This is a genomic window from Paenarthrobacter sp. NPDC057981 (assembly GCF_042886835.1).
Taxonomy (GTDB): Bacteria; Actinomycetota; Actinomycetes; order Actinomycetales; family Micrococcaceae; genus Arthrobacter.
Genome location: NZ_JBHVQI010000036.1, coordinates 16,630 through 37,385 on the forward strand (window position 1 = coordinate 16,630; position 20,756 = coordinate 37,385).

At 62.4% G+C, this 20,756-nt stretch carries 21 protein-coding genes and 1 pseudogene; 12 read left to right on the forward strand and 10 right to left on the reverse strand.

The features are described 5' to 3' along the window. Positions 1-79: 79 nt before the first annotated feature. The 5 genes from ACFVSI_RS20880 to ACFVSI_RS20900 all read left to right on the forward strand — a co-directional run bounded on the left by ACFVSI_RS20880 (position 80) and on the right by ACFVSI_RS20900 (position 5,517). Positions 80-1,540 carry an MFS transporter gene (locus ACFVSI_RS20880; protein WP_387828038.1) on the forward strand — a complete coding sequence of 487 codons (1,461 nt, stop codon included), beginning with the start codon at positions 80-82 and terminating at the stop codon, positions 1,538-1,540. Between the two features lie 10 nt (positions 1,541-1,550). Next, positions 1,551-2,423, forward strand: a complete 873-nt coding sequence (locus ACFVSI_RS20885) for an SMP-30/gluconolactonase/LRE family protein (RefSeq protein ID WP_387828041.1) — start codon at positions 1,551-1,553, stop codon at positions 2,421-2,423. Positions 2,424-2,519: 96 nt separating this feature from the next. Continuing rightward, positions 2,520-2,753 carry a DUF6480 family protein gene (locus tag ACFVSI_RS20890; protein WP_387828044.1) on the forward strand — a complete coding sequence of 78 codons (234 nt, stop codon included), beginning with the start codon at positions 2,520-2,522 and terminating at the stop codon, positions 2,751-2,753. A 57-nt stretch (positions 2,754-2,810) separates the two neighbouring features. Continuing rightward, positions 2,811-3,740 (forward strand): NADP-dependent oxidoreductase, encoded by a 930-nt coding sequence (locus ACFVSI_RS20895; RefSeq protein WP_387828047.1) that lies wholly within the window; start codon positions 2,811-2,813, stop codon positions 3,738-3,740. A gap of 178 nt (positions 3,741-3,918) precedes the next feature. After that, a complete protein-coding gene (locus ACFVSI_RS20900; RefSeq protein WP_387828049.1) occupies positions 3,919-5,517 on the forward strand; it encodes an ABC-F family ATP-binding cassette domain-containing protein in 1,599 nt (532 codons plus the stop codon). 93 nt (positions 5,518-5,610) lie between these two features. On the opposite strand, the gene ACFVSI_RS20905 is transcribed toward ACFVSI_RS20900, so the two are convergent. Continuing rightward, the gene (locus ACFVSI_RS20905; RefSeq protein WP_387828052.1) at positions 5,611-6,444 is read right to left on the reverse strand and encodes an alpha/beta fold hydrolase; all 834 of its coding nucleotides are present in this window, start codon (positions 6,442-6,444) and stop codon (positions 5,611-5,613) included. A 96-nt stretch (positions 6,445-6,540) separates the two neighbouring features. Here ACFVSI_RS20905 and ACFVSI_RS20910 point away from each other — a divergent pair, with 96 nt between their 5' ends. Then, on the forward strand, positions 6,541-7,107 hold the full coding sequence (locus ACFVSI_RS20910; RefSeq protein ID WP_387828055.1) for a TetR/AcrR family transcriptional regulator: 567 nt from the start codon (positions 6,541-6,543) through the stop codon (positions 7,105-7,107). A gap of 30 nt (positions 7,108-7,137) precedes the next feature. Further along, positions 7,138-8,271, forward strand: a complete 1,134-nt coding sequence (locus tag ACFVSI_RS20915) for an App1 family protein (protein ID WP_387828058.1) — start codon at positions 7,138-7,140, stop codon at positions 8,269-8,271. Between the two features lie 27 nt (positions 8,272-8,298). Here the strand turns inward: ACFVSI_RS20915 and ACFVSI_RS20920 are convergent, their stop codons facing one another. Further along, the gene (locus ACFVSI_RS20920; RefSeq protein WP_387828060.1) at positions 8,299-10,023 is read right to left on the reverse strand and encodes a PHP domain-containing protein; all 1,725 of its coding nucleotides are present in this window, start codon (positions 10,021-10,023) and stop codon (positions 8,299-8,301) included. 105 nt (positions 10,024-10,128) lie between these two features. Continuing rightward, positions 10,129-10,317: pseudogene (locus tag ACFVSI_RS20925) on the reverse strand (substrate-binding domain-containing protein); the annotation flags it as partial. Between ACFVSI_RS20925 and ACFVSI_RS20930 the strand changes: the two are divergent. After that, positions 10,304-11,317 (forward strand): NAD(P)/FAD-dependent oxidoreductase, encoded by a 1,014-nt coding sequence (locus ACFVSI_RS20930; protein ID WP_387828063.1) that lies wholly within the window; start codon positions 10,304-10,306, stop codon positions 11,315-11,317. The pseudogene ACFVSI_RS20925 and the gene ACFVSI_RS20930 sit on opposite strands and share 14 nt — an antisense overlap. A gap of 163 nt (positions 11,318-11,480) precedes the next feature. On the opposite strand, the gene ACFVSI_RS20935 is transcribed toward ACFVSI_RS20930, so the two are convergent. The 6 genes from ACFVSI_RS20935 to ACFVSI_RS20960 all read right to left on the reverse strand — a co-directional run bounded on the left by ACFVSI_RS20935 (position 11,481) and on the right by ACFVSI_RS20960 (position 16,800). Next, entirely contained in the window at positions 11,481-12,089 is a 609-nt protein-coding gene (locus tag ACFVSI_RS20935) for a TasA family protein (RefSeq protein ID WP_387828065.1), read from the reverse strand. A gap of 396 nt (positions 12,090-12,485) precedes the next feature. Then, positions 12,486-12,863, reverse strand: a complete 378-nt coding sequence (locus ACFVSI_RS20940; RefSeq protein WP_387828067.1) for a RidA family protein — start codon at positions 12,861-12,863, stop codon at positions 12,486-12,488. Next, a complete protein-coding gene (locus ACFVSI_RS20945) occupies positions 12,860-14,032 on the reverse strand; it encodes an alpha-hydroxy acid oxidase (RefSeq protein WP_387828070.1) in 1,173 nt (390 codons plus the stop codon). Before ACFVSI_RS20945 ends, ACFVSI_RS20940 begins: the two co-directional genes overlap by 4 nt. A 121-nt stretch (positions 14,033-14,153) precedes the next feature. Beyond that, entirely contained in the window at positions 14,154-14,918 is a 765-nt protein-coding gene (locus ACFVSI_RS20950; protein WP_387828073.1) for an amino acid ABC transporter ATP-binding protein, read from the reverse strand. Next, positions 14,915-15,889 (reverse strand): amino acid ABC transporter permease, encoded by a 975-nt coding sequence (locus tag ACFVSI_RS20955; RefSeq protein ID WP_387828076.1) that lies wholly within the window; start codon positions 15,887-15,889, stop codon positions 14,915-14,917. Before ACFVSI_RS20955 ends, ACFVSI_RS20950 begins: the two co-directional genes overlap by 4 nt. 11 nt (positions 15,890-15,900) lie before the next feature. Continuing rightward, on the reverse strand, positions 15,901-16,800 hold the full coding sequence (locus ACFVSI_RS20960; RefSeq protein WP_387828079.1) for an ABC transporter substrate-binding protein: 900 nt from the start codon (positions 16,798-16,800) through the stop codon (positions 15,901-15,903). Positions 16,801-16,989: 189 nt separating this feature from the next. Between ACFVSI_RS20960 and ACFVSI_RS20965 the strand changes: the two genes are divergently transcribed. Both ACFVSI_RS20965 and ACFVSI_RS20970 read left to right on the forward strand, forming a co-directional pair. Further along, complete coding sequence (locus tag ACFVSI_RS20965; protein ID WP_387828082.1) at positions 16,990-17,709, forward strand: GntR family transcriptional regulator; 720 nt, start codon at positions 16,990-16,992, stop codon at positions 17,707-17,709. A gap of 128 nt (positions 17,710-17,837) precedes the next feature. After that, a complete protein-coding gene (locus ACFVSI_RS20970) occupies positions 17,838-18,293 on the forward strand; it encodes an iron chaperone (protein ID WP_387828085.1) in 456 nt (151 codons plus the stop codon). A gap of 38 nt (positions 18,294-18,331) precedes the next feature. On the opposite strand, the gene ACFVSI_RS20975 is transcribed toward ACFVSI_RS20970, so the two are convergent. Next, positions 18,332-18,520 (reverse strand): hypothetical protein, encoded by a 189-nt coding sequence (locus ACFVSI_RS20975; protein ID WP_281452666.1) that lies wholly within the window; start codon positions 18,518-18,520, stop codon positions 18,332-18,334. A gap of 126 nt (positions 18,521-18,646) precedes the next feature. Here ACFVSI_RS20975 and ACFVSI_RS20980 point away from each other — a divergent pair, with 126 nt between their 5' ends. Together ACFVSI_RS20980 and ACFVSI_RS20985 are read left to right on the forward strand one after the other, a co-directional pair. Further along, positions 18,647-19,708, forward strand: coding sequence for a saccharopine dehydrogenase (locus ACFVSI_RS20980; protein WP_387828088.1), 1,062 nt, complete (start codon positions 18,647-18,649; stop codon positions 19,706-19,708). Next, positions 19,705-20,307, forward strand: a complete 603-nt coding sequence (locus ACFVSI_RS20985; RefSeq protein ID WP_387828091.1) for a TetR/AcrR family transcriptional regulator — start codon at positions 19,705-19,707, stop codon at positions 20,305-20,307. Before ACFVSI_RS20980 ends, ACFVSI_RS20985 begins: the two co-directional genes overlap by 4 nt. The last annotated feature ends 449 nt before the right edge of the window (positions 20,308-20,756 follow it).

A 20,756-nucleotide genomic window follows, 5' to 3' on the forward strand; every position in this document is an offset into this window, starting at 1 on the left:
TCCGCCACCCGTACGGTTACCCCAAATGGGGCTTGCCCCGGGAACGAACGTAACGAGCTGACGACGGGGAACGAGACATATGACTACAGAAACTGCCGACGGCGTTGGGTTCCGTTCCAAGCGTGGCCCCATCCTCATCGCCCTGATGCTCTCCACGGGCCTGGTGGCGATCGATTCAACCATCGTTGCAACGGCCGTGCCATCCATCGTTGAGGACATCGGCGGTTTCAGTTCGTTCCCGTGGCTCTTCTCGGCGTACCTTTTGGCGCAGGCGGTGTCGGTCCCCATCTACGCCAAACTTTCGGACATGCTGGGCCGCAAGCCTCTCATCCTGAGCGGAATTGGCCTGTTCCTGTTGGGGTCCATCCTGTGTGGGCTGGCGTGGAGCATGCCTGCGCTTATTGCTTTCCGTGTGCTTCAGGGCCTGGGCGCCGGAGCGGTGCAGCCGGTGTCCATCACCATCGCCGGCGACATCTACACCCTTGCCGAACGCGCCAAGGTGCAGGGCTACCTGGCCAGTGTGTGGGCCATTTCCTCCGTGGTGGGGCCAACCCTGGGTGGTGTCTTTGCCTCCTTGGGGATCTGGCGGTGGATCTTCCTGATCAACATTCCGCTGTGCTTCCTGGCCGGTTGGATGCTTGTGCGAACTTTCCACGAAAACGTCGAGCGCGCAAAGCACCGGATCGATTACCTGGGAGCGTCTTTGTTGACGGTCTCCCTGAGTCTGCTGATTCTCGGGGCGCTGGAGGGTGGCCAGGCCTGGGCGTGGAACTCGCCTGTGAGCATTGCCGTCTTCGCAGTGGGCGCCTTGCTGTTTGGCGCTTTCGTGCTTGCCGAGCGCAGGGCTGCGGAACCCATTTTGCCTGCCTGGGTGGTCTCGCGGCGGCTCCTCGCAACCACTGCTTTGATCTCCTTCGGCGTCGGCGCGGTCATGTTGGGCCTGACCTCGTACGTCCCAACCTTCCTTGAAGGAGCGCTGAAGACCTCTCCCATCCTTGCTGGCCTTGCCTTGGCGGCACTGACCTTGGGCTGGCCGATCAGCGCTTCCCAAGCCGGCAGGTTCTACCTCCGGATCGGGTTCAAGCGCACGGCCTTGATCGGGATCTCCATCTCGGTGGCCGGCGCGGCGGTGCTGGCGTTCACGGCTTCGTCGCCCAACGTCGTCTGGGTGGCGTTGTCTTGCTTCGTTGTTGGTTTGGGTCTGGGGTTGGTTGCCACTCCCAGCCTCATCGCTGCACAGTCGAGCGTGGAATGGAACGAGCGCGGTGTAGTGACGGGAACCAACCTCTTCGCCCGTTCGATCGGCAGCGCACTGGGCGTGGCGGTTTTCGGCGCGATCGCCAACGCCATCTACGCCGGCGGCCCGAGTGGTGCAGCCGATCCGCAAACCACGGTGAACGCTTCCGGCGCGGTGTTCGTGGCGGTGCTGATCAGCGCCGTGCTCACTGTGGTGGCAGTGATCGCGATGCCTGCGGCGCAGCGGGCGGACGCCAACACACCAGCTGACGCAAAGGCCACCTCGGGAGCTGTTGAGGACTAGTCTCGAACGCATGGATGAACTGATCACCAGCGCCGTGGAAAAGCTCTTCGAAGGCACAGTATGGGCCGAGGGGCCAGCCTGGATCCCGGAATCGCAAACGGTTCGCTGGAGCGACATTCCCAACAACCGCATCCTGGAGTTCAACCCGTCCACGGGCGCCACGCGCGAGTATGCCACCGCCGTCGAGTACACCAACGGCCGCACGCTCGGCCACGACGGGAGCGTGGTGCAGTGCAGCCACGGCCGCCGACGCGTCGAGCGGGATCACGACGGCGATGTCACGCCTATCGTCGACTCGTTCGGTGAGCATCGCCTCAACTCGCCCAACGATGTGGTGGTCGCCGGCGATGGCACGGTGTGGTTCACCGACCCTCCTTATGGCATCCTTCCCGGCACGGTGGAAGGCCACGAGGGAGAGCAGGAATACGGTGGCTGCTACGTCTTCCGGTTTGACCCCGCCACTGGGGAGCTGAGGCCGGTGATCACTGACCTGGTCCATCCCAATGGCTTGGCTTTTTCCCCGGACGAATCGCTGCTGTACGTATCGGACACGGCCGGTCCTTCGCATGGCGTCCCGTTGCGGATGGCCGTGTATCCGGTGAAGGACGGCGTGTGCGGCTCCGGAACCACTTTCGTGGAACTCGAGGACGACAGGGCCTCGGACGGTTTCCGGGTTGATGTTGAGGGCCGGGTGTGGACTTCGGCAGGGGCGTCCGTGCGGGTTTACGCAACCGACGGCGGTCTGCTGGCCGCCGTCGAACTTCCGGAAAGAGTTTCGAATCTTTGTTTCGGCGGCTCCGATGGCCATGACGTCTACATCACTGCCACGACGTCCCTGTACCGACTGCGGACGGTGACGCGGGACGCCGTGTGGGCGCGCTGACCGGAGCCTTTCCGAATTTGTAAGGCTGCTGTGGTTCTGGCCCGTGGTTCGCTACGCTGGATCAAAGGCGTCACCACTGCTACCAGGGGAGTGAACGTGTCAGGACCCAATCCGGACCCGTACGAGGACAAGATCACAGGACTGGAGCCGGGCGGGGGAGTGCCTCCGGGTGAAACCCCGCCAGGCGAATCATCCACGGCCGGACCGCAGGGCCACGATGAGGGCGGGCCGCGCAGGGGCAGCCAGGTTGTGTGGATGGCGATCATCGGCGTCTTCGTCTTGCTGTCCATGCTCTACTTCATCGGGTACATCGTGGGCTTCTTCGACTAAAGGCAGCAGATAGTCAGGCACAGGAATAGCCGGGCGCAAGTGGAAGTTGGCACTCACATGAAGGCAATCACTTACAGCAAGTACGGAAACCCGGATGTCCTGGAAATCACCGAGCAGCCGACGCCCAAGGTCGGCCCCGGCATGGTGCTGGTCAAGGTCAAGACCGCATCAGTAAATCCGGTGGATTGGAAGATCATGGCCGGGTACCTTGACCCGCTCATGGACATCCAGTTCCCGGCAATTCCTGGCTGGGATGTTGCCGGGGTGGTGGAGTCGGTGGGTATTGACGCTCCGCACTTCCAGCCCGGCGATGAGGTGATCGCCTACGGCCGCAAGGACTTCGTCCACGGTGGCAGCTTCGCCGAGTACATTGCCTTGCCCGAACGGCTCCTGGCCCGCAAGCCAGAGAGCCTGAACTGGAACGAATCCGCTGGCCTGCCACTTGCCGGGTTGACTGCCTTCCAGGTCCTGAGGCGATTGGAACTCGCCGCCGGGGAGACCGTGCTGATCCACGGCGGTTCCGGTGGTGTCGGCTCACTCGGCATCCAGATCGCGAAGGCCCTCGGCGCGGACGTCATCGCCACTGCCTCGGAGAAGAACCATGACTTCCTTCGGTCGCTGGGCGCCGAACCGGTCGCGTACGGTGAAGGGCTGGCGGGCCGGGTGCGGGAACTGCGCCCGGATGGTGTCGACGTCGTGGCGGACTTCGTGGGCGGCAACCTCTCAACAACCCTTGAGGTACTGAAGGACAACGGCCGGCATGCCTCCATTGCCGACAGCGATGTCGAAGAGCACGGGGGCACCTGGATGTGGGTCAACCCGGTGGGGGCGGACCTGCAGGAGCTCGCCGATCTGGTGGATGAGCGGAAACTTCAGGTTGAGGTAGCTGAAACCTTCCCGCTGCCCCAGGCCGCGGACGCGTTCCGGCTCAACATGGATGGCCACACCCGTGGCAAGATCGTGGTCAATGTGGACGGGAACGCCTAGGCAACTTGCCTTCATGGGCCGTTTTTGTGAGACTGAACTCCTCTGTTCCCCAGTGTTAGGCCGATGTTTTGACGGACATTCAAGGTTTCGCGACGCAAACCAAGCGCTGACACATCTTTGATGTCCTTTTGGACCGGTGGCAGCGCATTCGCTGAAATCACTGGAGTCCTGAAGCATCATGCCTATTGCACAAAATCCGTCCATTACCCTGACCGACGTCAGCTTCCACTGGCCGGACGGTACCCCCGCACTCTCCGAAGTCTCTGGAACGTTCGGTACTGGCCTCACCGGCCTGGTGGGCGCCAATGGGGCCGGAAAATCGACATTGCTCCGTCTCATTGGCGGGATCCTCACACCAACCAGTGGCCTCATCACGATCAACGGCGATGTCGGATACCTTCCGCAGACCCTGACGCTTGCCACGGGTTCCACCGTGGCGGACTTGCTTGGCGTCGGCCCGAAGGTGAAGGCCCTGAAGGGCATCGAATCCGGGGACGTGTCGTTGGAGAACTTCGACGTGCTTGGTGACGACTGGGACATTGAGACGCGCGCCGATGAGGCCTTGCGCCACATCGGCCTGTCGTCAACTGACCTGGACCGGAGCGTCGGTGAAATCTCGGGCGGCGAGGCCATGCTGGTTGCCATCGCGGGACTGAGGCTCCAGAGGGCAGCGATCACGCTCCTGGATGAGCCCACGAACAATCTGGACCGCGAAGCGCGGGCCAAGCTGTCCGGCCTTTTGTCCGGCTGGCCCGGCACGCTGGTGGTGGTCAGCCATGACCTCGCTTTGCTGGAATTGATGGACAACACAGCCGAACTGCACGGGGGAGAGCTCACTGTATTCGGCGGACCCTACAGCGCCTGGCGGTCCCACCTGGAGGAGCAGCAGGCAGCGGCAGTGCAGGCTGCCCAGGCCGCGAAACAGGCGGTGAAGGTTGAGAAGCGCCAGCGCAAAGAGGCCGAAGCGAAGCTGGCAAAGCGGGCCCGGACCGGCCAAACCAGCTATGACAACAAAAAGGGTTCCAAAATTCTCATGAACCAGCGGGCCTCCGACGCCCAGGTGTCGGCGGGGAAGCTGCGTTCAGGTTCGGACAACAAAGTGGTCGCCGCCCAGGCGGCATTGGATGCGGCCTCCTCCAGGATCAGGGATGAGGAGCGCATCAGTGTGGATCTTCCTGATCCGGATGTTCCACGCAGCCGCCGGATAGCGGAATTGCGGGGGACAAACCGGGATTTCCTGGTGGAAGGCCCCGAGCGGGTGGCCGTCATTGGTGCGAACGGGGTAGGAAAAACTACGTTGCTTGAACGCGTGGTCGCGGGCGAAAACGGGCCGGTCGGTGGTCGTCTTCTCACAGAGCGGGCCGGCTACCTGCGCCAACGCCTTGATGGCCTGGACGAGGCCGGCACCACTCTGGACAACGTGCAGGAGGCCGCCCCCAACGTTCCTGAGGGCGAGATCCGTAACCAGCTGGCACGCTTCCTGCTGCGTGGCGAGAGCGTCTATCGTCCCGTTCACACCCTTTCCGGGGGTGAGCGCTTCAGGGTGTCGCTGGCCAGGCTCCTTTTCGCCGATCCGCCGCCCCAGCTCCTGATTCTCGATGAGCCCACGAACAACCTCGACATCCAAAGCGTGGACCAGCTGGTGGCTGCGCTGAACGCCTACCGCGGCGCCGTAATTCTTGTCAGCCACGACGACGACTTCCTGGCCCGCCTTGACCTGGATCTCATGCTGCGCCTGGACCATGACGGTTCGCTCACCGAATTGCCTCCAGCGTAAGCGGACAGAACGACGGCGGCAGCCCGCCTTTGGTTCCTTCCGGAACCGCCGGTGAGCTGCCGCCGTCGTGCTTTAAGCACTGGCGCCTGAACGCTACTTGGCCAGGAAGCCGAGCAGGATCTCGTTGACCTCAGCGCCGTGCGTCCAGAGGAAGCCGTGCGGTGCGTCCTCGATCTCCACGTATTCCGCGGAGGGAAGGCGCTTGGTGAATTCGCGGCCGGTGGAGTCGATGGGGAGGATGCGGTCGCCGGTTCCGTGGACGATCAGGGACGGCACGGTGACCTTCTCGATGTCGGCGCGGAAGTCGGTCAGCCAGGTGTCAACCACTGCGAACGATGCGTACCAGGACGAGCCCGCAGCGACGTTCCAGGAGTTGCGCAGTGCTTCTTCGCTGAGACGGTTTCCGAGGAAGTTATCCGTGTTGTAGAAGTCCTTGTAGAAGTTGGTGAACCAGGCGTAGCGGTCCTCGATGGCGGCATTGCGGATGCCGTCGAACACGGAGGACGGAACGCCCGTGGGGTTGTCATCCGTCTGGAGGAGGAAGGGTTCGAGGGAGGCGAGGAAGACGGCCTTGGCCACGCGTGCCTCGCCGTAGGTGCCGATGTAGCGCCCGACTTCGCCGGTGCCCATGGAGAAGCCCACCAGGACGGCATCCTGCAGGTCGAGGGTTTCAAGGACCGTGTTGAGGTCGGCAGCGAAGGTGTCGTAGTCGTAGCCGGTGGTGGTTTTGCTGGATTTGCCGAAGCCGCGACGGTCATAAGTGATGACGCGGTAGCCGGCGTTGAGGAGGGCGGCGGTCTGCTTCTCCCAGGAAGCGCCGTCAAGGGGATAGCCGTGGATCAGGACGACGGGCTGGCCTGTGCCGTGGTCCTCGTAGTAGAGCTCGATGTCCGTGGTGTTTTCAGTTCCGACTTTGATGAAGCCCATGATTCTGTTTCCCTTTTCTCGAAGTAGAGAACGATCGTTCTCTCTCTACGACAAATACTATAGAACGATCGTTCTCAATTCAAGTACTATTGAGCCATGGATATTTCCGAGGTTCGTCAACGCATCGTCGCGACAGCCGACGGACTCTACAACGCCAAAGGCATCCAGTCCGTGGGCATGGATGAACTGCGCACGGCCGCCGGCGTCTCCCTGAAGAAGCTGTACCAGGAGTTCCCGTCCAAGAGCAGCATCGTGATGGCCGTGCTGGAGCGGCGCCACGAGTCCTGGACCCAGGGCCTGGACGCAACAGTGAGCCAGCAGCTTGGCCCGCGGGCCAAGCTGCTGGCCATCTTCGACTACCTGGCCGGATGGTTCTGCCAGGACTCGTTCCGGGGGTGCGGTTTCATCAACAGCTTCGCCGAGCTGGGCGCAGTCAGCCCGGAAGTGGCGGACTATGCGCGGAAGCACAAGGAATCCTTCCAGGAGTATGTCGCCGGGCTCGCCGCTGAAGCGGGCGCACCGCCGTATCTGGCACCGCAGCTTTCGATCCTGGCAGAGGGAGCACAAACGACGGCGGCCATAGCCGGATCACCCGAGGCCGCTGGACAAGCGCGCCAAGCCGCCGAAGTGCTGATTGATGCCGCCGTGGGTCGCGTTCCGTAACCTAAGTCCTGGCCATGGAAGACTGGAAACATGTCTTTTCGTCCCGCAAGGCCGCGCCCCACGTCCACTGCAGGCAGCAGCATCAGCTTGACACCGCCCCGCGAGCAGGCCCGCCACATCGCGATGAGGCTCGACGACGCGTGGCTGAGGCTGCAGACCCGCCTGGCCATCCGCCGTGGCCGGGTGGAAACGGTCATCCCGTACACCGGTTATGGCAGCACGTCCTGGGTTAGGGTACTGGCCCGGGTGGTCCGAAGTGATCCCCGGGACGCTGCCGGTCACGCGAACCCCTTGCAGGAGAGCATGCGCGGCTGGCGGAACTTCACCAGCGCCCCGGTGGCACACGCGGCCGTGCAGGTCACCATCGCCGGTACTACCCATGACGTCGTGGCCGACCGCGGAGGCGTGGTGGACGCCCGTATCCCGGTGGCGCTGACGGCTGGATGGCACACCATTACCTTGAGATCCGGTGGCTCCAAAACGGTAGAGGCTCCAGTGGAAGTAGTGGCCGACGATGCCGACTTCGGAGTTGTGTCCGATATTGATGACACCGTGATGGTGACCGCCCTTCCGCGTCCTTTCCTGGCAGCGTGGAACACGTTCGTCCTGAACGAGCACGCCAGGACCCCAACGCCTGGCATGGCAGTGCTGTACGAACGGATTGCACGCACCGCTCCATCTGCGCCCGTGCTGTACCTCTCCACCGGTGCCTGGAATGTTGCGCCAACGCTGTCCCGCTTCCTCTCCCGCAACCTGTACCCGGCCGGTCCCAAGCTCCTGACCGACTGGGGACCAACGCCTGACCGCTGGTTCCGCAGCGGCCAAGAGCACAAGAGGACCTCCTTGGAGCGTCTCGCGGAGGAATTCCCCCACATCAAATGGCTGCTTGTAGGTGATGACGGGCAGCATGACGAAGCCATCTACTCCGAATTCGCCCAGCGCCACCCCGAAAACGTCCGGGCCATCGCCATCCGCCAGCTCTCCGCCGGTGAAGCCGTCCTGGCAGGTGGCCGGTCCAAGTCCGGTGGACAGCCGACCCCCGGGGTTCCCTGGATCTACGCGCCCGATGGTGCCGGGATGTCCGCGCAGCTGGAGGAACTGGGCATCATCAGGAACGAGGTCCGCTCCGCCGATGACCCCGAGGAAGGCGACGTTCAGTCCTGATCCGACCGCCGCCTTCCTGCCCAGCAGCTACACGACGTCGATGAAGACCGGGTTCGCGTAGAACCAAGTGTCCGCCCATGGGTCGGCATCACCGAGGTTCAGGCCATGGCGAACGGGGCCGGCCGGATCCACGGATGCTCCGTAGTAGCCTGCGCCGTGGCGGTTGCCGTCGCTTCCGCGGAGGCGGAAGTAGCAGGATCCTTGGACGTCCTTGATGACGTGCTTGATGGTGAAGGTTCCCGTGCGCCCGGATACATCGATCTGCTTCCAAACCGTCGTCCCCGGAGCCGTCATGGTGTCGCGGTCAGCGGCTGCTCCCGTGACGGCGCCACCGATGACGTCAACGTGCGCGAGTTTCGGGAGGATGCCCACGAAGTTGCGGTAGTCCGTCGTCGTAATGGTGATGGAAATTTCGACGTCGGCGCCTCGCCTCACCTGCAAGCGCGACCCCAACGTGACGCCGTTGCGTCCGTTGCTGTTGGCGGCACTGTTCCCGCGCACCTCCCGGACCCGAACGTCCAGGCCCTGGAGGAGATGGCCGTGGTCAACCCACATGCGGCCGTTGCGCATCGATTCAAGGACTCCCATGTAGGAGTGCTCGGTGACGCCGGTGTGAAGGCGGCTGAACTGGCCCGGCCAGTAGTCGCTGCCGCCCTGCTTCTCTCCGGTATCGAACGGGTCCGGGCGCTTGCCCATGACAGACCAGCGGTCGAATTCGTTGGGCAGGCTGAGGTAGGGTTCCACGGCCGGGTACGGCCCGGTCTTCCAGGTGTCCTTGACCGTGAGGTGGTTGTCGGAGTTGGAGGTGATCCAGAACGGCAGGCCTTCGGCGAGCATGGAATCCCACACACCACCCACCGTTGCCGTGGCCCAGTCAAAGCCGCCGTAGGGGCGGAAGGCATCTGCGGGGTACCCGGGAAAGCTGTATTGGGTGGGGTTGTTCGTGTATTCGCCGCGCTGGTCGCCGGCCCGTGCAAACTGGCTGACTCCGGAGCCTTGAGCGCCGGGTGCTCCTTCCATGCCGATCATCACTTCCCGGGCGGAATCGCGCCAGGCACGCAGCTCGTGCGGGGAGTCGATGCCAAGCCGCATGGGGTGGTTTGCCAGGACCACGACGTCGTCGATGCCGCCGGAGCGCCGCTGGTTGGCCAGCCACGCGATGGCTTCCACGGCCTTGCGTTCGAAAGTCTCAACTTGCGCGGTGCCAGGGGTTGGTTTCTCCCACTGGTTCAGCTTGCCGTCCCACACAAGTTCGAAGGTACGCAGGAGGCTGACTTCGTTGGGGCCCGGAGCGACGAGGACGGAGGCATGTTCTGCGCCGGGGATGTACCACTCGAGCCCCTGGAAGATCAGCATTCCCGGGCGGGCTGCCCGCTGGGCCTGGATTTCCTTGTTGGCGTTGACGGCGCCGCCGTTGTTGGCATGGCCGAAGTTGCTGTGTTCCGTGAGCGCCAGCCAATCCACGCCGTCGTTCTGGGCGGTGTCCAGCTGTTGCTTGATCATGTACTTCGCGTCGTGGCTGTACTGGGTGTGGACGTGGTGGTCCCCGACCAGCCACTTCAGCTGGGGGTCGTTCCCGCCAGGGTTGGCGGCGGCGGGCCGGGCCAACGCGGTTGAGGCTGCAGCGCCTGCGGCCAGGATGCCCGCCGACTGCAGGATGAGCCGTCGGCTCAGCCCCATGCTCTTCAGTTCAGCATCTGCCAGCTCTACGCTCCGGCTGTGGGTGGTTTCCGAGTGTTCTCCGGTGCACATTGCGTCTTCCCTCTGTTGATTCCGATCCCCCCAGCGGGATCACAGTAGGCAAGCCTGGTGGCACGGAGGTTAACCGGGCGGGAACGCTTGGGGAGGGTTGCCGGCTTAGCCGGCTGTCGGGATGGGTGCACCCGCTTTACGCGGCGCTCCGACAGAACCCCGATGGATGAGCCGTGCCACGAATTCAGGGCTGGGTGTTGCCGTTTTCCGTCCTTCGATCTGCCGGATCAAGGCGGCGGCAGCGGCGGCTCCCATGTCGTAGACGGGCTGGGCGATCACCGTGAGCGGAGGCGTGGGCCGGTCGTTGTCCTGGCTCAACTCCGCCGGTGAACGCTCCACCCCTTACCACCAGCTGCGGGTGGCCGGAGTGGACCGGTACCGCACACTCTTCGCCGCCGATCCCGGCCGCGAGTGGCTGCAGTTCGGCGGTGGGCTCATGTGGAACGCCGCCGGACAAAGCGATGCCACCGCTGCGCGCCACGCCTACGAAAAATCCATTGGTTACGATTCCAAGCTGTTGGCGCCGGACGAGATTGCCTCGATTACCCCGGGCATCGACGCCACCGCCGTCCCGGAAAATGCCATCTTCAACCCGGGCGAAGGCTGGGTCAGCCTCCCGGACCTGGTGAACTTTCTGATGGAGGAATTCCACCACTTGGGCGGCCGATTGGTCCTCAACGCGGGCAAAGTCTCGGTAACGGTCGACGGTGGCGCGTCCAGCGGCGGTCGGGCCACCGGCGTCGAAACGGCCAGCGGTGAAACGTACGCCGCAGACGCGGTACTGGTTGCCTGCGGTGCCGCAACACCCGCCGTCGTAAAGCCGCTGGGCGTCGAGATTCCCAACGGCTCCCCGGTTTCGATGCTGGTGGTTACCAAGCCCGTGGAGCACCAGGTGACCGCTGTGATGAACACGCCCCGTGCCGCGGTGCGTCCCAACCCGGGCAACACTTTCGCGCTGGATCACGACTGGTACGAGGAACACATCACCGAGCACGCCGACGGGTCATTCACTATCCCGGATGACGTGGTCCAGGAATTGGCCGACGAGTCGTCCAAGCTCATCGCGGGCAACCCAGAGCTCAAGGCGGCATCCTGGAAGATCGGGTACAAGCCCATTCCGGGTGACGGTGAGCCCGTCTTCGGTGAACTCGAGCAGGTGCCTGGCTGCTTCGTCGCGTTCACGCACTCGGGCGCCACGCTGGGCCTGATCGCCGGTGAACTCCTGTCCGGAGAGATCCTGACGGGGGAAAAGCACCCGATGTTGTCGACGTTCCGGCCGGGACGGTTCTCCTAGTTCTTCCCGCGGCCTGCCAGCCGGTACCTTTACCCGCTCTTAAAAGGCCAACGGCCCCGATACGCCATCTGCATAAGCGTGTCGGGGCCGTTGGAGTTTATTCTCGCCGGGCCTGATCGGGCTGGGGGAAAGGAAACCGATCAGGCTCGGCGGGGCTCAGTGGTTACTTGGTGGTTTCGGTGCGTTGGGTGCCGGTGAAGGCGAAGGCGATGGTGGAGGTGGCGCCTTGGAAGGTGTTGTCCGCGGTGGTGGGGAACGCGGTGGTGACTTTGAGGTTGTCGGTCTTGGTCGAGGTCAGGGAGGTGAGGTTGTTGAGGACCTTGTTCGCTGCGATGACGGGGGCGGAGGCCAGGACGGTGGTTTTGGTTCCGCCGCAGGTGTAGGGGGCGGCGGCGCCGGTCCAGGCAACACTGCAGTTTTCGATGGTCAGTTGCAGGCCGTTGGTGGTGTCGGTGGTGAGCAGGGATCCGGTGGCTCCGGCGCTGGTGGTGAGGGTGACGTTGTTCAGGTCGGAGTTGCCGGTGTTGGCCAGGGTGACGAGTTTTTCGACTTTGTCCCCGGGCAGGAGCCCTGCGATGGGGACGTTGAGGGTGTTGGCGGGGCCGGGGGCGCCCAGGGCGATGGTGACGGTGCCTGCGGTGACGGCCTGGGAGGCGGAGGTCGAGGAGGTGAACGCGCCGTAGGTTCCCATGCCGGCGACGGCGGCTGCGGTGCCGACCAGTGCGACGGAGGCGAGGATTTTGCCGGTGGTGGTTTTGAGGCTGATGGCCATGGGGATCAGTGTTCCTTTCCTGTGGCCACCGTGAGACCGGCCGGCCTGTTGTTCCAGCCTGTGTGGCTGACAGGAATTACTCTGCCGGGCCCGGATCAAGAACAAATCCTGCAAACCCGCAACACTTCCTCAGGAAACCCTCAAGAAAACCGCAGCCGCCTCGAGTGCCGTGCCGATATGCAGTGATTCACTGCACTGACCGAGTTGTATGCCCCGGGCACTGATCTGGAGCGGGCTCCGGATGTTCTGCTGGCCTACATGCGAAAGTAGGGCCGCCGCAGACAATATCTCGGCGGCCCTACTCCTTGTGGACTTGCCGACGCAGGGAGTGGGCAGGAAGCCTTCCAACGAGGTTTTCACTGTTACCAGGGATGGTGGTGAAGCCGGGGAGTGGCTTCAGATAGCCGCCACGGCCGTAAGCTCCACGTGCATGCCGGGACGTGCTAAACGTGCGATTCCCACTGCGCATCGGACAGGCAGGGCGTCCGTGAAGTAGGTCCGGTAGATTTCGTTGAACCCCGCACGCTGATTCTCGATGTCCGTCAGGTAGATGGTCAGGTGGGCGACTCGACTCAGGTCAGAGCCGCAGCGCTCCAGGTCTGCGCGCATGTTCTCAATGACGGCGATGCTCTGTTGCTCTATGGTCTCTCCTGCCAGATCGCCGTTGGAATCAGTGGGGATGGAGGTGACGAAAGCCAGCCCTCCGACCACGGTCACGTCGCTGGACAGGGCGCCTGGTTTTGCGGACTCTGGATAACGCCGAAGGGCGCTCAAAGTGCCGCTGCTTTCTCGGGCAGAGCTTCACGGCGAACGGAGGGGTTGATGTCTCCGATGGTGTTGACCCCGCAAAAGCCCATGGCAATCTGTAGCTCAGACCGCATCGTGGCAAGGAGTTGGGCGGCTGCGTTGCCTCCCCCTGCGGCCAAGGCGTATGCAGCCGCCCGGCCAATTCCGGCGGCTTGGGCACCACGACTTAGGACGTTCAAAACGTCGGACCCGCGGTGGACGCCTCCGTCACAGTAGACCTCCACTTGACCGTTGACTTCGGCCACGACTTCATCGAGCACGTCGATTGTGGCCGCGCCACGGTCAAACTGACGGCCTCCGAGGTTGGACACGTAGACCGCGTCGGCGCCCAGCTCGATGGCGATCCTGGCATCTTCCGCGCACATGATGCCCTTGATGACCAGCTTCCCTGGCCATTGCTGCCGCGTCTTTTGGACGTCCTTCCAGGAAACCGTGAGGTCTTTGTTGGCCTTCATAAAGGGCTTCATTTCCGACATCCTCAGCGGGCGGCCCTCTGGCTGGTAGTTGCCATACGTGGCTTTGCGTCCTCCGAAAAGGACACCGGCAACCCATCTGGGATGCATGGCACACGAAACGATATCGGGCAGGGACAGAGCCGGGGGAAGGCGGGTCATGCCGTGCTGCATTTCCCGTTCCCGATCTTCGCCCACAGTGCAATCTCCAGGAAGAACCAGAACGTCAATGCCCAGGTCCTGCGCTTCGGCGAGGTGCCGCTCGGTGTGGCGGCGTTCCTTCCAGAACTGGGCTTGTGCCCATACGCGGCCTGGTGCTGCAGCTGCAACCACTTCCGGGAGAGCCACGCCCGACCATGCGCTGTGGATGAAGATTCCGCCCATGTCCGTGATGGCGCGGGCGATGCCCGGATCGGCGTCCGGATGGATCATTCCCAGCATGCCCATCGGCCCGATGAAGAAGGGAACCTCTGTTTTTTGGCCGAGCATCGAAGACGAGAGGTCCATGTGGGCTACGTCAGGGAAAGCCCGCTGACGGTAGGTAACCGACTGCATGGCCTCGAGGTTGCGGGCAGCCGTGACTTCATCGAGGACCCCTCCTTCGAGGAAGTCGAACATCATTTTGGGAAGCCGGCGGTATGCCGCCTGCTTCATCCCGGCGGCGCTCAAGACGCGTTGAGACATTTGTTAGTACTTCTTTCCATTTGGTTTGGAGTCAGTGGATGGCAGAGGAGGGGTTGTGAAAGGTTCCTCACGAACTGCATACCGAGTTTCTGCTTTGTTCGACTTGGCTAGGCGATGAGGTCTAGATGACCTTCGCCAGAAACTGCTTTGTTCGCTCATGCTGTGGGTCCTTCAGTACCGTTCGGGGGTCCCCTTGTTCGACGATTCCGCCGCCGTCCATGAAAATCAGGTGGTCGCCAACCTCACGGGCAAATCCAATTTCATGCGTCACAACGATCATCGTCATCCCGGCCTGGGCGAGAGCGCGCATGACGTCCAGTACTTCACCTACGAGTTCCGGGTCCAGGGCGGAGGTTGGTTCATCGAAAAGCATCAGGCTGGGTTCCATCGCCAGTGCCCGGGCAATGGCAACACGCTGTTGCTGTCCGCCGGAAAGAGACGAGGGGTATGCGTCTGCTTTGGCGGAAAGCCCCACCCGATCCAGGAGTACCCGAGCCCGGTCCCGAACCGTTTTGGGATTTTCCCGTTTGACCCTTATTGGCGCTTCGCAGATGTTTTGCAGCACCGTCATGTGAGGAAAGAGATTGAATCCTTGAAAGACCATGCCGATGTTTTCGCGCATCTTGGCTGATTCGGCGTGGCTTTTTGTATGGAGCCGGGCATTCTTGATCTTGACGCCCACAGGTTCACCCTGCACTACGATGTAGCCCCCATCCAGGGATTCGAGCTGATTGATGCAACGCAGGAAGGTTGACTTACCCGAGCCGGAGGGTCCAATGATGCAGGTGACACTTCCCTGCGGGATCACCAGGTCGATTCCCCTAAGTACCTGAAGGTCGCCAAAGTTCTTGGTGACGCCTTTTGCCTCGATCATCACATCGTTCATGACTGGCCTTCTTTTGAACTCGTTGTTGCAGCAGCAGTTGCGGACTTGGAGAGTCGAGGGGTGGTCCGCGGTCTGGTCCGACGGGTGGTGACAGTCCCCCGGTTGTAGTGACGTTCGATGAAGTACTGGCCGAGGCTCAAGATGCTGGTGACCAGCAAGTACCACATGCTCGCAGCGATGAGCAGGGGGATGGTTTTGAAGTTGGCGCTGTAAACCAGCTGAGCTGAGTAGAGAAGCTCGGGGAACGCCAGGACGCTGACCAAGGAGGTTGTCTTGAGCATCGAGATGGTCTGATTTCCCGTTGGAGGAACAATGACCTTCATGGCCTGCGGGAGGACGATGCGGGTGAGTATTGCGAAGCGCCGCATGCCCAGTGCAGTGGCGGCCTCAGTTTGGCCGCGGTTGACACTCAGCAAGCCTGCGCGAACGATTTCGGACATGTAGGCCCCTTCGTTCAGCCCAAGACCCAAGACCGCAGCGACAAAGGGCGTAATGAGGACGTTGGCATCGACGGAGAAGAATTCCGGTCCGAACGGGACACCGATTTCAATCCGTGGGTAGATCGCTGCGATGAAGCCCCAGAAGAGGAGTTGAACGAACACGGGTACACCGCGGAAGAACCATATAAGGAAGGCGGCAACCCCGGCGACGATTGCATTCGGGGCCAACCGGGCCAACGCCAGGAGAACGCCAACGACGATGCCGACCACCATGGAGATGGCTGTGAGGCCCAGCGTCCGCAGAAGACCGGTAAACAGCCTTTCTGAGGTGAACCAGGAGAAAGCTACATCCCACTCGTAACGTTCATTCGTCACCAGTGAATAGGTCACAAGCATGACGCCGACAAGAACGACCGTGGCTGTCAGCCACATCGCTCCGTGGTGTTTATGCGGACGTCCAAGGAGGAGGCTTTGGGTTTTTTCATCCACTGCTGAAGGCTGCTTTCCCTCGAAGGCTACTGTGCTTGTCATGTTGTGCCTTCTTACTGGGCCTTATTGAAGGCGAAGTCAGAAATCGCTCCGTTGCCTACGCCCCATTTATCAAGGATTTCCTTGTATTTCCCATTCTTGGACATCGCTTCCAAGCCGAGCTGAACAGCCTTCTCCATGCCGGCGCCCTTCTTGAATCCGATGCTCACGGGGGAGAGGTCTTTCTCGCCGACGAGTTCAATCTTGGCGCCCTGCTTGATGGCGTATCCCAGCGTGGGGCCGTCGACGTAGACGGCATCAAGACGTCCGGCCGCCAAAGCCAGGCTTGGTGCCTGCATATCCGGGTACGTCATGGTCTCGATTGCGGGCTTTCCGCCGGTTGTGCAGGCTGTAGAGAGCGCAGGGACACGTTTCAGGTCCTGAAATGAACCTTTCAGCACGCCAACCCGCTTGCCGCACAAAGTATCCGGCGTAATGTTCTGGGGGTTGCCTGGCGCCGCGCCAATGCCGCTTCCGGACTGGTAGTAGTCAACGAAGTCGAGAACCTTCATACGCTCAGTGGAGGGGGACATCTGTGAGATTGCCATATCGAACTTACCGGCGCTGATGCCGGGGATGATGCCGTCGAACGGTCCACTTTGTACTTCGGTCTTCAGCCCGAGAGTTTGGCCCAGGGCAACGGCAAGTTCCGGGTCAACGCCGACCGTGGTGTTGCCGTCCATGAAGTGAAGTGGGGGAGAGCTCTGGCTCATCGTCACCACCAAGGTGCCTTTGTCACGCACGGACTGTGGCAAAGCTGCAGCAGCCGCTTCGTCTACCGACGTGGCCTCGGCAGCGGAAGCGGGCTTATCAGCGCTGGCGCTGGAGCCGTCAGGGTTTGAACAGCCCGCCAGGAGGCCACAGGCCGTCACCAAGAGGGTTGCAGTCGTCAGGATTGATCGGAGCTGATTCATCGAATGCGCCTTAGAAGTTGAGGGGTGATGGACCGGATGTGGCGTTTAACACCCCAATGTGTTTCACGTCACCACATTTGCCGGTAGGATGTACCGTACATCATGCACGATTTCTTGCCAAGGAGTCGCGTGACTTGGTCAATGTATGGGTAATGTTTGTAGCCTGCCCGATAAAATAGGGGACCCTGTATGAACACGAACACCGTTCCAGCTGAAGAAGTAGAAGACCTCATACCCTCGCGGCCGATGTTGGCGGACCAGGTCTTCGAGGCAGTTCTTTCCTTGCTGTTGGACGATAAAATTCCCACGGGTGCGCCCCTGAGCATTGATGGCCTGGCCAAGCGATTCAAGGTCTCATCGACCCCTGTACGCGAGGCCCTGGCACGTCTTGAAGCCACGGGAATGATAAAGCGCGAGGCCCTCAGAGGCTACAGGGTGGCCCCCGAGCCTACAGCCAAAGATGCCGTCGCCCTTCTCACTACGCGACAGGTCCTTGAACCAGCATGTGCACGTTTGGCATGCGAAAACTCCGCCTCGAGGCTGGTTCCGGAGCTGGAACGGGTCCACCGGGTTCTCGATCAATCGCGCCATGGAGGCAGTACATTTGCCGGGTATCGTGCCTATTGGCGCGCGGACGAAGAATTTCATCGGCTCATTGTGGAAGCGACGGACAACGAATTCCTGGTCAGGGCTTACGGCTCGGTCGAAGGACACATCCAGCGGTTCCGCTTGATGGTTCAGAATGACCTCAGCGGTGATGACACGCAACTCGAGCACGGAGCCATTATTGAAGCCTTCAGGGCCAACGACACTGAGTCGGCTGAAGCGGCGATGGCTGCCCATATCAGCGGGATCAGCTGCCGCCTCCAGGGGCTCCCAAGGTTCAACCCCGCCCTTGACGCTGATTAGTTTCGTTGTTGGGTGCGGTGGGGCGCACCATCGCTGGGGTAATCGAGCAGTTTTGGAGAAGCCCGCAGCCTAGGCCCGGTCATAGCGTTTTGGTATCGGATAACGACACCAACTGAGGAGACGGGCAAATGGCTGGGACAGCAACTGCGGGTAAGGGCAAGTCCTACGAGGGCTTCACGGAGGACGAGCGCGCCGCGATGAAGGAGCGGGCGCAGGAACTCAAGAAATCTCCGCGCAAGAAGGCAAGCGCAGCTGACGGTGAGGCCGATGTCATGGCCAAGATTGCGGAGATGCCGGAGTCCGACAGGGTCATGGCTGAACGCCTGCACGCCCTTGTTAAGGATCGCGCTCCGGAGCTGGCACCGAAGACCTGGTACGGGATGCCGGCCTACGCCAAGGACGGCAGGAACATTTTCTTCTTCAAGAGTGCGGACAAGTTCAAATCACGCTATGCAACCCTCGGCTTCGAGGAGAACGCCATGCTCGACGACGGAGCGATGTGGCCCACGTCCTTTGCGCTCAAGGAAATCACGCCGGACGTGGAAGCCAGGATCGTGGAGCTGATTAAGAGGGCGCTCGGCTAGCTGGTTGCGGCCGGTGGGGCCAGACTTGGCCCCGCCGCTCAGTAGGTGGGATCCGGATTGGGGGTTGGCGGAACCGGACCAGGGTCAGGAACCGGCGAAGGTCCCGGAGTGGGGTTGGGGTCCGGAATGGGGCTCGGAGGAAACGGAGTGGTGGGGTCCGGTGGCGGGGGAACAGGGCCGGGGTCCGGCGGGAACGGCTCGGGCTCGTGGGTCGGGGGCAACGTCATGATCTCTCCTCTGCGTACTGGTGAATGTTGCTCGGGGTAGATAACAGCAGCCTAAACACGTGCCCTCCGATACGCCACCACTTGGAGGGATTCCAGCTTTTAGGTCATATGACCTAGAATCGGGTCATGAATGATCTCCTCACACTCGATCCCGCAGGTCCTGTTCTGATCGTCGGTGGTTACGGAACGGTGGGCACCGCGCTCACCCGCCACGCCACGGCCCACTGGCCACTGCTCCTGACGGGCAGGCACCCCGACCGCGCCGCACACATGGCAAAGGAAAACCCAGCGGCCAAAAACGTCACCGTTGAAAAATGGGACCTCAGCGAGCCGGAACCCTTCGAGGCCGCAGTCAGGGCGGTCATCAGTACCGTCAACGACCCCGAAGACCGTGTCCTTCGCGCCGCCGTCAGTGCGGGGATCCCGTACGTAGACGTCACCCGTTGGACCAGCAGGGTCACACGCGCCATCACGCTTGCCACTTTGTTGAAGCCAACGGCCCCCGTACTCCTGAGTTCGGGGTGGATGGGTGGCGTCACCAGCACGGTGGCCGCAGCCCTGGCCCAGGAACTCGGTGGAGCGTCCAACGTGGATATCTCCATCAGGTACGACGTCAACGACCAAGCCGGAGTTGACTCCGTGGACTTCATGGACCGGCTGGGACTGGAGTTCGAAGCACGAAAAGGCGGCAAGGCCGCCGTCGTACGTCCTTTAACTGACACCCGCTGGGTGGACATCGCCGGGCACCGCACCAAAGTTGCCCGGCTGGACACCCCCGAGCAGTTCACCCTGCCGCTCACCTTAGGCGCAGGGTCCGTCGCCACCAGAATCGGGTTCAGTTCCAATACGTCGACGACGGCGTTGCTCGCTGCGCGTGCGGTGGGGCTGTTCCGCTGGGGGAGCGGAGAGAAGTGGGCGCCGCTGCGGCGGTCGCTCCTTTACTCGCCCGGGGCCGGTGGTACAGCGCATATCCGCGTGGATGTCAGTGGTTCAGGCGGTTCCCGAACGGCCATCATTTCCGATCCTTTGGGCCAAGCGCACCTCACTGCCGTGGGTGGACTCCTGGGGCTCCACACGGTACTTCGCGATGACGCCCAGCCGGGTGTGTCATTCCCGGAATCGGCGCCGGAACCAGCTGCGCAGCTCGCCCGGCTCGAGTCATACGGTGTGACAATATTGAGGTCATGACCGAAAGCAAGGGCGCCCTGCGGAAGGCGGCCCTTCTCGACGCCGCTGAAGAAGTGCTGGTCACCAAAGGCAACGCAAATGCTGCCATGCGGGACTTCGCAGCCGCCGCCGGGGTTCGCATCGGTCACCTTCAGCACTACTTTCCCACCCGGGCCGACCTCATTCGCGCAGTCCTGGAGCGGGCGCTCGAGCGTTCGCTTCAACGACTCAACCACGTCACTGACGTGGACCTTTCGCCAGAAGCCTCGGGGGATCTTGGGGAGGAGGAGTCGTCCCACCTGCTTACCGCCTTGCTCCAGGAACACTCGGACATGGCCGATGTCAGGATGCACCTCGAGCTCTGGGCCCTGGCTGCCTCGGACGATGCAGCGGCCGCCGCCCTGCGGGAGTTCTATTCCCACTACTCCGCGCACGTGCAGGGGCTGGTTAGGCGCGGCAGGCCCGGGCTTTCGGATCAGGAAACCAGCGCCGTGGCCGTAGCCGTAGTCAGCCTGTTCGAGGGCGCAGCTGTTACGCGTTCGGGCATTGCGGGCCTGCGGACTGTGCCAGGCGACCAAGCAATCATCCGCACCGCGCAGTGGTTGATCCACGGGAAGTAAGGGGGCGTTGGGCCCGGTTTCCGAGCCGTTGTTCCGGGGAGGCCGGTCGCGGTGAGGGCTTGCGATGATGTTTTCCACATAGGAGTGTTTGGCCCTTCTGTGCTCTTTTGATGGCTGGAAGAGTTGGGTTATGGAGCGGATTCGGGAGCGGCGGAAGCCCACGGAACAGCGGCGAACGGGGCGGCGCCCGCAGGGGCAGCAGTCGGGCCTGCCGGGCATTGACGCTGTACCTGTGCCTAGAGGCGGGCGCGCTGAAGAGCCTCCCGTCCCGGACTCCTGCGGGGTGCCGGTGGCTGACTTGTTCTCTCTTTTGGGGAAGGTGCGGATCGCTACCGTCGGCGGGGAGCTGATTGCTCAGCTTCGAGAGTTGGAGGATTTGAAGTCGGCGATCTGTGGGTTGCAGGCGAGGGTGGCTGTTGCTTTTGATGCGGCCCAGCGTGCCAGTGAGG